Annotated in this window: 19 protein-coding genes; 14 read left to right on the top strand and 5 right to left on the bottom strand. The window is 58.2% G+C overall.

Annotated elements, in window-relative coordinates:
• Positions 1-21: 21 nt before the first annotated feature.
• Entirely contained in the window at positions 22-354 is a 333-nt protein-coding gene (locus tag AB8B75_RS09145; RefSeq protein ID WP_405361583.1) for an ArsR/SmtB family transcription factor, read from the top strand.
• 75 nt (positions 355-429) lie between these two features.
• Here the strand turns inward: AB8B75_RS09145 and AB8B75_RS09140 are convergent, their stop codons facing one another.
• Together AB8B75_RS09140 and AB8B75_RS09135 are read right to left on the bottom strand one after the other, a co-directional pair.
• Positions 430-1,347 (bottom strand): DMT family transporter, encoded by a 918-nt coding sequence (locus AB8B75_RS09140; RefSeq protein WP_405361581.1) that lies wholly within the window; start codon positions 1,345-1,347, stop codon positions 430-432.
• The gene (locus AB8B75_RS09135; protein WP_405361579.1) at positions 1,344-2,222 is read right to left on the bottom strand and encodes a LysR family transcriptional regulator; all 879 of its coding nucleotides are present in this window, start codon (positions 2,220-2,222) and stop codon (positions 1,344-1,346) included. Before AB8B75_RS09135 ends, AB8B75_RS09140 begins: the two co-directional genes overlap by 4 nt.
• A gap of 130 nt (positions 2,223-2,352) precedes the next feature.
• Between AB8B75_RS09135 and AB8B75_RS09130 the strand changes: the two genes are divergently transcribed.
• The gene (locus AB8B75_RS09130) at positions 2,353-2,931 is read left to right on the top strand and encodes an FMN-dependent NADH-azoreductase (protein WP_405361577.1); all 579 of its coding nucleotides are present in this window, start codon (positions 2,353-2,355) and stop codon (positions 2,929-2,931) included.
• Between the two features lie 45 nt (positions 2,932-2,976).
• On the opposite strand, the gene AB8B75_RS09125 is transcribed toward AB8B75_RS09130, so the two are convergent.
• On the bottom strand, positions 2,977-3,531 hold the full coding sequence (locus tag AB8B75_RS09125; protein ID WP_405361576.1) for a hypothetical protein: 555 nt from the start codon (positions 3,529-3,531) through the stop codon (positions 2,977-2,979).
• A 150-nt stretch (positions 3,532-3,681) separates the two neighbouring features.
• On the opposite strand from AB8B75_RS09125, the gene AB8B75_RS09120 reads away from it, so the two are divergent.
• The 10 genes from AB8B75_RS09120 (at position 3,682) to rimM (ending at position 9,224) form a co-directional block, all read left to right on the top strand.
• Positions 3,682-3,903: a hypothetical protein gene (locus AB8B75_RS09120; protein ID WP_405361574.1), complete on the top strand. Its 222-nt coding sequence runs from the start codon at positions 3,682-3,684 to the stop codon at positions 3,901-3,903.
• Positions 3,904-4,173: 270 nt separating this feature from the next.
• Positions 4,174-5,673, top strand: coding sequence for a signal recognition particle protein (ffh, locus tag AB8B75_RS09115; protein ID WP_405361573.1), 1,500 nt, complete (start codon positions 4,174-4,176; stop codon positions 5,671-5,673).
• A complete protein-coding gene (locus AB8B75_RS09110; protein ID WP_405361572.1) occupies positions 5,670-6,212 on the top strand; it encodes a GNAT family N-acetyltransferase in 543 nt (180 codons plus the stop codon). The genes ffh and AB8B75_RS09110 overlap by 4 nt, the downstream gene beginning before the upstream one ends.
• On the top strand, positions 6,209-6,544 hold the full coding sequence (locus AB8B75_RS09105) for an NIPSNAP family protein (RefSeq protein WP_405361570.1): 336 nt from the start codon (positions 6,209-6,211) through the stop codon (positions 6,542-6,544). The genes AB8B75_RS09110 and AB8B75_RS09105 overlap by 4 nt, the downstream gene beginning before the upstream one ends.
• Positions 6,545-6,546: 2 nt before the next feature.
• The gene (locus AB8B75_RS09100; protein WP_405361568.1) at positions 6,547-7,071 is read left to right on the top strand and encodes a GNAT family N-acetyltransferase; all 525 of its coding nucleotides are present in this window, start codon (positions 6,547-6,549) and stop codon (positions 7,069-7,071) included.
• Positions 7,068-7,670, top strand: coding sequence for a GNAT family N-acetyltransferase (locus AB8B75_RS09095; RefSeq protein ID WP_405361566.1), 603 nt, complete (start codon positions 7,068-7,070; stop codon positions 7,668-7,670). The genes AB8B75_RS09100 and AB8B75_RS09095 overlap by 4 nt, the downstream gene beginning before the upstream one ends.
• Positions 7,671-7,766: 96 nt before the next feature.
• Positions 7,767-8,063 (top strand): chorismate mutase, encoded by a 297-nt coding sequence (locus AB8B75_RS09090; protein ID WP_405361564.1) that lies wholly within the window; start codon positions 7,767-7,769, stop codon positions 8,061-8,063.
• A gap of 49 nt (positions 8,064-8,112) precedes the next feature.
• Positions 8,113-8,478 carry a 30S ribosomal protein S16 gene (gene rpsP, locus AB8B75_RS09085; protein WP_405361562.1) on the top strand — a complete coding sequence of 122 codons (366 nt, stop codon included), beginning with the start codon at positions 8,113-8,115 and terminating at the stop codon, positions 8,476-8,478.
• Between the two features lie 99 nt (positions 8,479-8,577).
• Positions 8,578-8,721, top strand: coding sequence for a hypothetical protein (locus AB8B75_RS09080; protein ID WP_405361560.1), 144 nt, complete (start codon positions 8,578-8,580; stop codon positions 8,719-8,721).
• Complete coding sequence (rimM, locus tag AB8B75_RS09075) at positions 8,718-9,224, top strand: ribosome maturation factor RimM (protein ID WP_405361558.1); 507 nt, start codon at positions 8,718-8,720, stop codon at positions 9,222-9,224. The genes AB8B75_RS09080 and rimM overlap by 4 nt, the downstream gene beginning before the upstream one ends.
• 78 nt (positions 9,225-9,302) lie before the next feature.
• On the opposite strand, the gene trmD is transcribed toward rimM, so the two are convergent.
• Entirely contained in the window at positions 9,303-10,094 is a 792-nt protein-coding gene (gene trmD / locus AB8B75_RS09070; protein WP_405361556.1) for a tRNA (guanosine(37)-N1)-methyltransferase TrmD, read from the bottom strand.
• Positions 10,095-10,518: 424 nt separating this feature from the next.
• Here trmD and rplS point away from each other — a divergent pair, with 424 nt between their 5' ends.
• Together rplS and rpmE are read left to right on the top strand one after the other, a co-directional pair.
• The gene (gene rplS, locus AB8B75_RS09065) at positions 10,519-10,902 is read left to right on the top strand and encodes a 50S ribosomal protein L19 (protein ID WP_405361555.1); all 384 of its coding nucleotides are present in this window, start codon (positions 10,519-10,521) and stop codon (positions 10,900-10,902) included.
• Positions 10,903-10,914: 12 nt separating this feature from the next.
• The gene (rpmE, locus tag AB8B75_RS09060; RefSeq protein ID WP_298974744.1) at positions 10,915-11,136 is read left to right on the top strand and encodes a 50S ribosomal protein L31; all 222 of its coding nucleotides are present in this window, start codon (positions 10,915-10,917) and stop codon (positions 11,134-11,136) included.
• A gap of 193 nt (positions 11,137-11,329) precedes the next feature.
• On the opposite strand, the gene AB8B75_RS09055 is transcribed toward rpmE, so the two are convergent.
• Positions 11,330-12,157 carry an alpha/beta hydrolase family esterase gene (locus AB8B75_RS09055; RefSeq protein WP_405361554.1) on the bottom strand — a complete coding sequence of 276 codons (828 nt, stop codon included), beginning with the start codon at positions 12,155-12,157 and terminating at the stop codon, positions 11,330-11,332.
• Positions 12,158-12,166 lie beyond the last annotated feature (9 nt).

Raw genomic sequence — 12,166 nt, 5'->3', positions numbered from 1 at the left:
GCGCGGGCGGTATGAGAGGACATGACACGCGACCTCGATCAGGCTTTTGCCGCCCTCGCCGATCCAACCCGGCGCGCCATTCTGACCATGCTGTTGGAAGATGATATGGCCGTGACGGACGTGGCGGAGCCCTTCGAGATGTCGCTCGCGGCCATTTCGAAACATCTTGGCGTGCTTTCTGCCGCAGGCCTGATCTCTCAGGAAAAACGCGGGCGGGTCAAATGGTGCAAGCTGGAGCCCGATGCCTTGCGGGCAGCCTCGGTCTGGATGCAGGGCTTCGGACAGTTCGAGCCGGTCAATCTGGAGGCTTTCGAGAGGTTCCTCGCGCATGAACTGCCCGAAGACAACGCCTGACCCGGCACCCAAACCTCCCACATCGCGCTTTCCCAAGCCCAACCAGTGAAACAACACGATACGTAGTACGCAACCCTATCCTGCGCCCTGCGCTTTGGATGCCAATTCCTTGCCGCTCTCATCACGCAGTAAAAGCACAAGTGCGGCCATCGTCAGCGCCACACCCCCCAAAATCACAAGAGCCGGCGTTTTGCCGCCCAGAGCGATTTCCCAAAGGATCACCCAACTGGGCGTCAGATAAGTATAAGCCATGACCTTGGCACTGGGCAGCCGCAGCGTCGCAAATTGCAACAAAACAAAGGTCGCTGATGAGGCAAAAAACGCGATGTAAATCAGCGTGATCCAGACAATCGGCGGCAAGGCCAACCAGTCTGTCGCCCAAATCTCGGACCAGGCATAGAGCGTCAGCAAAATCGCCCCTGCGACCAGAACACCGAAGGAAAACACGACCGCATGCTCGCCCCGGTTCAACTTTCGGACCAAAGGCGTGTAAAACGCATGGGCCATGCAGCCCACAAAATAGACCATCTCGCCACGGCCCACTTCAAAGGCCCGAAAAGCGGACCAGTCGGCACGAAAGATGACCCAAAGTGCGCCCACCCCGCCAACGACCAGCGCCAGAGCGATACGAGGCGTTGTGATCTGGCGCAACAAGACCCAGCCGAAACCCGCAGCCATCACCGGGGTCAGCGTGAAAACGGCAGCAGCGCTCACCGGTGCTGCCGTTTTCAATCCCTCGAACATCAAAACGAAGTAAGCCGCAAAAATTGCGCCCATAACAACATAGCGCCAAGGCGCCCGAAACGCTGAACGCGGCAATCCGGTGGTCGCCGCAGCTACGGCCCCAATCACGGCGGCTGCCAGAACAAACCGCACCGCGTTCATCACGGCGGGGTCAATTTCATTCGCAGCGCGCGCACCCAGCGCGAATGAACCCGCCACCAGAGCCGAAAACGCCAGCATCGCCAGATGACCTTGCCGGTCAGGTGTCATGAATTCCAGTCTTTCGATTGCTCTTTTATGAAGGTCAGAAAAGCCTGCACCTTGGTGGTACGGTGCAAATCCACGTGGGTCACCAGCCAGAGCGGCGCGGCCCAGGTTTCCTGACGTTCAAAGACCTCGACCAGGTCCGGGCTCTTGCGCGCGACGGCAACCGGCATGAACCCGATGCCAGCCCCGGCCTTGATCGCCTCCTCGATGGCATGGCTATCTGTGGACCGAAACGTCAACGCCGCGGCGGGGATCGTGGCGCGCAGCCAGCGGTTGAAAGGTGCGCGACTGTTGTCATTATCATGTCCGACAAAGCGATGCCCGGCGAAGTCCTCAACCGTCTGCGGCGTGCCATTGGCCTGAAGATAGCCTTTGGTAGCGAATAGCCCCATTTGTTGATTGTGAAACGCCTGAACCACATTGTCGGGCTGCTCGGGCGCGGCGCCTGCGCGGATCGCAATATGCGCCTCGCCATATTCGAGCCGAAACAAGCGATCCCCGGTCAGGTAGCGCACCACCACATCCGGATACCTTGCTTGGAACTGCACCAGCATGGGCACCATGCGCGGCGCCAGGCTGATCAGCGAGGTAACGACCAATTCGCCGGACACCTCGTCGCCCAGCCCCTTGATCCGACCGACCAACTGGCTGAATTGATCATCCGTGGCCTGTGCTACGCGCAAGAGGTCTTGCCCGGCTTCGGTCGCCGTGTAACCCCGCGCATGGCGTTGAAACAGCTTGACGCCGAGGCGCCGCTCCAACGCGTCGATGTGGCGGATCACCGTGGCATGATGCACACCCAGCACATCCGCTGCACCGCTCACCGTCCCAATGCGCGCCACCTGATAGGCGGTTTTGATCTCGTCCCAATTATCCATGTCACACTGCCTGGCCAATATGTGCACCAATGCACATTGGGTGTTATTTAACACTAATTGCGTTCACCAATGCAATAGCCATATTCACTTTCACCAAGACAACCGATCCACTGATAACAGGACAACTGACATGACCAAGACCCTTCTGCACATAGATGCGTCGGCACGGCTTGCAGGCTCGACAACCCGTGATCTGACAGGACGTATCGCTGAAAAACTGGGCGGCACCGTCATCCGCCGCGACCTGACCAATGCTTTGCCGCACATTGACGAAACATGGGTCAATGCCAACTTCACACCGGCCGATCAACGCAGCGATGCCCAAAATGCGGCGCTGGCACTTTCTGATATCCTGATCGCCGAGATCAAAGAAGCGGATGTGCTGGTCATTGGCGTGCCGGTTTACAACTTCGGCGTGCCCGCCGCGCTTAAGGCCTGGGTTGACCTGATCGCCCGCGCTGGCGTGACATTTGCCTATACGGAAAATGGGCCCAAAGGCCTGCTCGAAGGCAAACGTGCTGTGATCGCCCTTGCCAGCGGTGGCACCGAGATCGGCTCCGACATTGATTTTGCGTCCGGCTATCTACGTCACATCATGGGTTTCATCGGCATTACGGACGTGCAGATCATTGCAGCAGACAGGGTCATGGCGGATGCTGACAAGGCACTGGACAAGGCCAACGCCGGCATCGAGGCCTTGGCCGCTTGATTTAAAGGGGCGGTGGTGACGCGACTGCCGCCCCCTTCGGCACCATCAGATCGAAAGCTTGCGTCTCAGGGTTTGATGCGCAACGGGCACCGGGACTGCATGCATATCCGCATAGCCCTCGCACGCGGCCTCCCAGAGATGCGGCGCATCGGATTTCAAGGCCCTAGGGTCAGACGCGCGCTTGAATTTATCCAGAGCCTTGAATTTCAGCATCCTCAGACGAATGACAAAGGCGCCAGTTTCACGGGGCATATCAGCATTAAGATCGGCCTGCATCGTGGTGGCCAGCTGCTGGCGGGTCTCTTCCAATTGTGAGATGCGCGCATTGCCCAGCATCACAAGATTGATCGCGGTGTTCTGCAACCAGGCCTCGGCCATGGCAAAGTGAACGCGTTCGCAACGGAAAAACCAATCCGGAAAGGGGGGATCACGCTGCAAAAGGGACTCAGCCGTCCAGAGTTGACCCTGTCGTGGCAGATCGCCGCCCCGTGGCGAACTCCCCACAAAAAGGTTCCGCGATGATCCGTTGTCAATGTGGATCATGTAAGTCAGAGGGGCGTCCTCATTCACGCCCATGTTTTCAATCTTAGTGTATTTCATCGCTGTCTCCTCGCGTATCATTACGTCCATCGCAATACGTAATGCATTGCGTTTCGTGATACATCAGATATGGGGAGAGACCTTTTCATATGCAACACGTTATGATAGGCAAATCGCAATACGAATATCGGGTATGCACGGGAGACAAGGATGCCATTACCGAACCTGACGCTCAGAACTGCCGCCGAGCATCACGACCTGATGCGCTTGGTGAACATGCGGCTGCGCGATGACCCTGGCTTTGTGCAAGTGCTGGGCAATCTGGTAGAAGACACATCGCGCACATCCTTCATGCCCAGCGAGGAAATCGAACGGCGCTTTCGCCACCTAGAGGAACACGTCAAGGCGCTGGAGGCCAAGGTGCTGGGTTGACTTGACACCCCCCGCACGGAGGCTTAAACGCCGCACTAACCCCGGAAGCTAATCCCTTCCGGTCCCTTGGGCTCTGTCCCGGGATCGCCCTCCGTCCGCGCGTTGCGCCCACGGGGGCAGAACTGTTTGGTTTTCGCCCCGCCGCACACGGTGGATCGCACGAACCGCCCGGTTTTGCCTTCGGAAAACATGGCAAGGGGTAATTGTGAAACACCCGCGCGCCCCTACATCAAAGGGGATCGCAACCGAAACCAAAGGGGGCCCTGGCCCATGTTTGAAAATCTCTCCGAGCGCCTCTCTGGCGTCTTTGACCGGCTGACAAAACAAGGCGCCCTCTCCGAGGAGGACGTCAAAACCGCCCTGCGCGAGGTCCGCGTGGCCCTGCTGGAGGCGGATGTCTCGCTGCCCGTGGCGCGCGACTTCGTCAAGGCAGTCCAGGAAAAAGCCACCGGTCAGGCGGTCACCAAATCCATCACCCCCGGCCAGCAGGTCGTCAAGATCGTGCACGACGCGCTGATCGACGTGCTCAAGGGCGAAGGCGAGCCCGGTGCACTGAAAATCGACAACCCGCCAGCGCCGATTCTGATGGTCGGCCTGCAGGGGTCTGGTAAAACCACCACTACGGCGAAACTGGCCAAACGCCTCAAGGACCGCGACGGCAAACGCGTGCTGATGGCCTCCCTCGATGTCAACCGCCCGGCGGCGATGGAACAGCTTGCGATTTTGGGCATGCAAATCGGCGTTGACACCCTGCCCATCGTCAAGGGCGAAGATCCGGTACAGATCGCCAAACGCGCCAAAACCCAGGCGGGTCTGGGCGGTTATGACGTCTATATGTTGGATACTGCAGGCCGCTTGCACATCGACGCCGACCTGATCGCCCAGGCCGCCGCCGTGCGCGATGTGGCCAATCCCCGCGAAACGCTGCTGGTGGTCGATGGCCTCACCGGTCAGGACGCGGTCAATGTGGCCACCGAATTTGACGACAAGATCGGCGTTTCCGGCGTGGTGCTCACCCGGATGGACGGCGACGGGCGCGGCGGTGCAGCGCTCAGCATGCGCGCGGTGACCGGCAAGCCGATCAAATTCGTCGGCCTCGGCGAAAAGATGGACGCCATCGAAACCTTCGAGCCGGAACGAATCGCGGGCCGGATTCTGGGCATGGGCGACATTGTCGCCTTGGTCGAAAAGGCACAGGAAACGCTCGAGCTGGAACAGTCCGAGCGCATGATGAAACGCATGGCCAAGGGTCAGTTCAACATGAACGACCTGAAAATGCAGCTCGAACAAATGCTCAAGATGGGCGGCATGCAAGGCATGATGGGCATGATGCCCGGCATGGGTAAAATGGCCAAACAGGTCGAAAATGCAGGCTTCGACGACAAGGTACTGACCCGCCAGATCGCGCTTATCCAGTCGATGACCAAAAAAGAACGCGCCAACCCGCAAATCCTGCAGGCCAGCCGCAAAAAGCGGATCGCCAAGGGCGCAGGCATGGAAGTTTCCGAGCTCAACAAGCTTCTGAAAATGCAGCGCCAGATGGGCGACATGATGAAGAAGATGGGCAAAATGGGCAAGGGCGGCATGCTCAAACAGGCGATGAAGGGCATGATGGGCAAGGGCGGCATGGACCCCAGCCAGATGGACCCCAAACAACTCGAGGCTGCGGCCAAGGCCATGGGCGGCAAACTGCCCGGTGGTCTCGGTGGCATGGGTGGCGGCGGCATGGCTCTGCCCCCCGGTCTGTCAGGGTTCGGCAAGAAAAAATGACCACGCTTGTCATCGATATACCTATCCTTGAGACACAGCGCCTTGTGCTGCGCGGGCCTTGCCGCGAGGACGGGCAACTCTATGCGGATTTTTTTGATGCGCAGACGGGTGACGGGTATTTCTATGGCGGACCACTGCGGCCCGATCAGGCCAACGTGCGGCTGGCCGCTGACATCGGACATTGGCAGATGAATGGATTCGGCAAGTTTGTGATGATCGAGCGCGACAGCCAAAAACCTCTAGGCGGCTGCGGCATCGTGCATTGGAACGGTTGGCCCAGCCATGAACTGACGTGGTGGTTGCTTGGCACTGAACGTGGCAAGGGATACGCCTCCGAGGCCGCCCGCGCGGTGCTTGAATATGCCCGCGACACGCTGGGATGGGCGCGCGTGGAAACCCATGTGCGTGACACAAATGCGGCCGCCCTACGTCTGGTGGAGCGACTAGGTGGCAAGAAATTGCGCCGCGACGCCTTCCCCGATGGTCACAGCCGCGATGTCTTTGGATTTGAGCTTACAGCAGTTGGAGAGCCGGTATGATCACCTGCTTTCTGAAATACGAAATTGACCCGGCTAAACTGGCGGATTTTGAAATCTACGCCAAGGCGTGGATTCATAACGTCAATCGGCTGGGCGGCACTCATCACGGCTATTGGCTGCCCTCTGAAGGCCCCTCAGATCTGGCGTGGTGCGGCTTCAGCTTCCCCTCGCTGGCGGCTTATGAAGAATACCGCGTGGCCATGGCAAGTGACCCCGCCTGTATCGCCACATACGCCCATTCCGAACGCACCCAGTGCATCCGCCGTTATGAGCGCCATTTCACCCGGCCCGTGCTAGAAGGCGAAAGCCCTGCTGATCTGGGCCTGATGTAATCGTGACCCAGATCCCCACCATAACCACGGATCGATTGATCCTGCGCGGCCCACAGCCGTCAGATGCGGAAGCCTTCATGGGTTTTTACGCCACCGAACGGTCGCAATATACCGGTGGCCCGATGACGCCCCGGCAGGCGTGGAACTTCTTTGGCACCGAATTCGGCCATTGGCAGATCCGCGGCTTTGGCATGTTCTTCGTCACCCGCAAGGGCTCTGATGCGCCGCTGGGCATGGTGGGGCATTGGTATCCCCATGGCTGGCCGGAGAAAGAAGTAGGCTGGGTGCTGTTTGATGCCGCCTCAGAGGGTCAGGGCATTGCTTTTGAAGCCGCCCAAGCCTGCATCGCCCATGCCTGGGACGTGCTGAAATGGGACATCATTGTCAGCTACATTGCCAAAGGCAATGACGCATCCGTCGCGCTGGCCGAACGGTTGGGCGCGGTGCTGGACACAGACGCGGTGCAGCCCAAGCCTGAAACCCCGGGATTTGTCTACCGTCATCCCCTTCCCAAGGGTATCGCATGAACACGCTGATCCCCACGCTTGAGACCAAACGTCTGGTGCTACGCGGCCCGGAGCCGGAGGATTACCCGGACTTCAAGGCGACCTTCACCAGCTATCGCGCGCGCTTTATGGGCGGGCCGCTGAATGCGTATGAATCATGGATGCTCTATGCCGCCGAGATTGGCCATTGGCAGATCCGCGGTTACGGGATGTGGATGATCCACGACCAGAACACGGATGAAACCTATGGCATGGCCGGTGGCTGGAAACCAGCGAAATGGCCTGAAGCCGAGATCGCCTGGGTGATCTGGCCTGACAAGAACGGCAAGGGCTACGCGCTGGAGGCGACCCATGCAGTGCGCCGGTATCTCTATGGCGAAAAGGGCTGGGAAACGGCCGTCAGCTACATCGACCCCAAAAACCTGGACAGCATCCGGCTGGCCGAACGGCTTGGCGCGGTCAAAGACGCGGATGCCGCAACCATCGACGGCAACGATTCAGTCTACCGCCACCCGGCTCCCGAAGCGCTTGCCGGGACCCAGTTGGCCCATGGCATAGACATGGAGATCAGCCACTACGCTGATCCGCTCTTCAAACCAAAGGGATGGGCGCTTGACTGATCTCATCCCATTCAAATGCACCCGCGCGGTGCACAACCTGTGCACAGGTGGTGCACGTTTTGTGCATGGCGAATTTCCGCCGTCAGGAGGCTCAAAATGACCGAAGCCGTTGCGCGCGCCGCCGAGCTGCTCAAGGAGCACCGGGCCTCCATCGACAGACTGGATGCAATTCTCGTCTACACGCTGGGCGAACGCTTCAAACACACGCAGGCGGTGGGGAAACTCAAAGCCAGCCACGACCTTCCCCCCTCAGATCCCGCGCGCGAAGCCGCGCAGATCGAGCGGCTCGAAGATTTGGCAAACCGGGCGGATCTCGATCCGGAATTTGCCAAGAAGTTTCTGAACTTCATCATCGCTGAAGTCATTCAGCACCACCACAAACACCAAAAATGAAGGTGGCCAGAAACCCACCTTACGCACTGAACACAAAAGGAAATACACCATGGCTATGAAAATTCGTCTCGCCCGCGGCGGCTCCAAGAAGCGCCCGTTTTATCGCATCGTCGCAGCCGACAGCCGCATGCCACGTGACGGTCGCTTCATCGAAAAACTGGGCACCTACAACCCGCTCCTGCCAAAAGACAGCGAAGAGCGTGTGAAAATGGACGTGGAGCGCATCCAGCATTGGCTTGGTCAAGGCGCACAGCCCACAGACCGTGTGTCCCGCATGTTGGAAGCTGCTGGTTTGAAAGAGAAAACCAAGCGTGACAACCCCAACAAGGGAACACCTGGCAAGAAAGCGCAAGAGCGCGCAGAAGAGAAAGCGGCCAAAGCCGCCGCCCCAGCCGAGGAAGCCAGCGCCGAGTAATCGGGCCCTGGCTAACCAGCCGGTCTTCGGGCTGGACAAGAATGGCGCGACACCTCTTGATGGGGTCAGCGCCATTTTCAACTGTGACCGGGACCCTTCATGTTCAGACCGATCCGATCTTTGATCCTGATCCTTGTGGCCTTTGTGGCGGGCATGTTCTTTGAGCAGGCCGCGCACCGCGACACATGTCTTGATCGGGGTGGCGAGATGTCAGAAGGTTTGTGCTTTGGAGCAGAGGAATGAGTGAAGACAAGATCTGTGTCGGCGCAATCAGCGGGTCTTATGGCGTGCGTGGAGAACTGCGCATCAAGAGCTTTTGCGCAGTGGCCGAAGATATTGAAAAATATAGCCCTTTAACGTCAGAAGATGGCACGACTTTGTTTCATTTGGCCCTGATCCGCCCCATCAAAAACGGGTTTGTCGCGCGCATAGCAGAGGTCGCTACTAAGGAAGAAGCGGATGCTTTGAAAGGCGTCCAGCTCTTTGCGGAGCGCGCGCAGTTACCCTCTCTGCCAGATGATGAATACTACCACACGGATCTGATCGGGTTGACGGTTATGGACACTGGCGGCACCGTGCTGGGTCAGGTGAAAAACGTACTCGACCATGGGGCGGGCGATCTGTTGGACATCCAGCGGCCCAACTCTTCTGAGACCGTCCTGCTGCCGTTTACGCTGGCCGCAGTCCCGACGGTTGATCTCGCCACGGGACGCATCATTGCGGATCCGCCGGAAGGGCTCTTTTAAGACGTTGGCTTGTTATAAAACGAATTTTGGCGCGCGAAACGCGCGGCCGACCTTTACATCAGTCTCATTTGATCCGCTTCAGTCATCCCCGGCGTGACGGCGCCACAAATCGGGCCGGCGCTCTTTTGTCAGGTCTTCTGAGCGGGCACGCCGCCACTTGGCGATCTCTGCGTGGTTGCCAGACATCAAGACATCTGGAATAGCCCGATCTTCCCAAACGGCCGGGCGTGTGTATTGCGGATGTTCCAGCAAACCCTGCGCGTGGCTCTCTTCCACGGTACTATCCGCATTTCCCAAAACGCCGGGCAACAGCCTTACCGTGGCGTCGATCATGGCCTGCGCGGCCAGTTCACCCCCTGTCATGACAAAGTCGCCCAATGACACTTCGGTAATGCCGAAATGTTCCAGAACGCGTTCATCAACCCCCTCAAAGCGCCCACATAGCAAGGTCACACCGTCACAGCGTGCCAAATCCTGCGCCATTGTCTGATCAAACGGGCGCCCCCGCGGCGACATGTACAAAATCGGCCACCGGCCAAGCGCAAAGGACTGCGCCGCGGCCAGCGCGTCGCCCACGACATCGGCACGTAGCACCATGCCAGCGCCACCGCCGGCAGGCGTATCATCGACGTTGCGATGTTTGCCGATCCCGTGCTCGCGCAGATCATGTGTGTGCAGTTGCCAACGGTTCTCCTGCAAGGCTTTTCCCGTCAGAGACAGACCCAGCACACCAGGAAAGGCATCCGGAAACAGGGTGACAACGCGGGCTTGCCAAACCCCGACCAGCGCTTCGTCAGTGTCCATGAGAGCGCGCGGCTTCAGCATCGGGCGGATCGTTTTTCGACCAAATGATTTGGGTGTATCGCTCATAATGAAATGTTCTGCCCTCTTTACGCATTCATTGCGTTTCGCAGCCTGAGACACAAGGTTGTAGATCGAAATCAGGAGTGGTTGCTGCCTCGAATTCAAAGAAGTCGATCGCATTGATGCCTGCAAGCAGCCGTACTCGACATCCGCTTCAGAAAGATTGACCAAATGAAACCGGGTCTCGCCCCTGACCAGTTAGTGATTGTTCTGGACACGCCCCTTGATCCAAAAGCCAATCCCCCCTATACCGCGCGAATTCGGAATCGCTTATGCGGCTTCGGATACCCCGCTTATGCGGAACACCAAAGCAAGCAAAGACGTTTGAATTCTCCCGGCGGGCGCGATGCGCGGACCCGAAAACAGACCGGAAGCTCTGAGACGCGCAAAACTTCGTGGCCAAACCACGAGCATCATAGGAGACGATCAGATGAACCTGATTGCAGAGATTGAAGCGGAACAAATCGCCGCTTTGGGGCAAGAGATCCCGGACTTTCGCGCGGGCGACACTGTCCGCGTCGGTTTTAAAGTGACCGAAGGCACGCGGACCCGTGTTCAGAACTACGAAGGTGTGTGCATCGCACGCAACAACGGCACTGGCATTGCCGGCTCCTTTACAGTGCGCAAGATTTCCTTCGGCGAAGGTGTGGAACGTGTGTTCCCGCTGCACTCCACCAACATTGACAACATCACAGTCGTGCGCCGCGGTCGTGTGCGTCGCGCCAAGCTCTACTATTTGCGCAGCCGTCGCGGTAAATCGGCACGTATCACAGAGAATTCCAACTACAAGCCGCTTGCGGCAAAAGACGCGTAAGGAGCTTATCCCGTGAAAGCTGATACCCATCCCGAATATCACACAATCAACGTCAAAATGACTGACGGCACGATCGTGGAAATGAAGTCGACATGGGGCAAGGAGGGCGACCAACTGTCGCTTGACATCGACCCGTCGGTGCACCCTGCCTGGACCGGCGGCACATCGCGCTTGATGGACACAGGTGGTCGCGTTTCCAAGTTCAAAAACAAATATGCAGGTCTCGGCTTCTAAGTCAGACACCCCATTGAATGAGATCGGGCCGCTCTTTTCAGGGCGGCCTTTTTGGTTCTGGCCTTGCGTTTGTTGGACCTATTCCGCAGCCGAATTGAGGAGAGATGATCTGACATATTTTTCGCGACCCGCATCGCACCCACTAGAGCTGACGCGCATTCGACAAATGTCTCATGCGAACCGTCACGCTCAATCAATCTTCAAACCAATCCAGAACCCGCTCCGACCACCCCTTCGGAGCACCATGACCGCCCTGGTGCAACAACAGATCTATTTGCCCTGACGCACAATCTGTCCAATGGCGCATCCAGTATCCGTCTTCATAACTGCTGCTTTCGGGTTGGCGATTTCGGCACCCATTGGTTTCGCGCAAAATCTTCAAAGACGCCCAAACATCACCCTGGACAATAGCGCCGTCCGCAAAAGATCGCCCTTCGAGCGGTACCGTGCGGTCATTCCATCCATGTGTGTGAAACAATTTCACCGGACCGGCACAGGAGGTCGGCAAATCATCCCAAAAGGCACCGGCCATGGGCGCATAGGCATCTGCAAACTCCGGATCGGCGCATGCTATGTCCCAGACCATGGAACCGCCGCGTGAAAAGCCACTCAGCAAAACAGGAGCCGAGCCCATCCCGGGGCGCGCACGTACATCCGAAAGCACTTCTTTGAGAAACACGATGTCATCGCGCTCAAATCGCATTTGACCGGCGCGTACGGACCAATTCCGCTTGTATCGAGCATTGGGATGGTATCCTGTTGGCGCCACAAACAAGTAGTTTCGCGCCTGCGCAGCGCGCGCCATGCCTGACTTCAACAAGCCTTTGCCCGTGCCACCACCCCCATGCAGATGCATCACAATACCCTTGGGCGTATCTGTCTGTGGCACCAGAACATGGTAATCACCGGTCGAAACGATGCAGGGTATTTCCGCACTGCCACAGGTATCGGCGGATGCATGTGCACGGACGGGCAGTCCCATCACAACAGTCAGCAGAAAAATTGAAATCCAGTTGCGCATTGAAAGCTC

It is taken from the genome of Roseobacter sp., assembly GCF_045106495.1.
Lineage (GTDB): Bacteria > Pseudomonadota > Alphaproteobacteria > Rhodobacterales > Rhodobacteraceae > Roseobacter.
The sequence above is the reverse complement of the archived record's forward strand: the minus strand, read 5'-3'. Positions and strand labels throughout refer to the sequence as shown.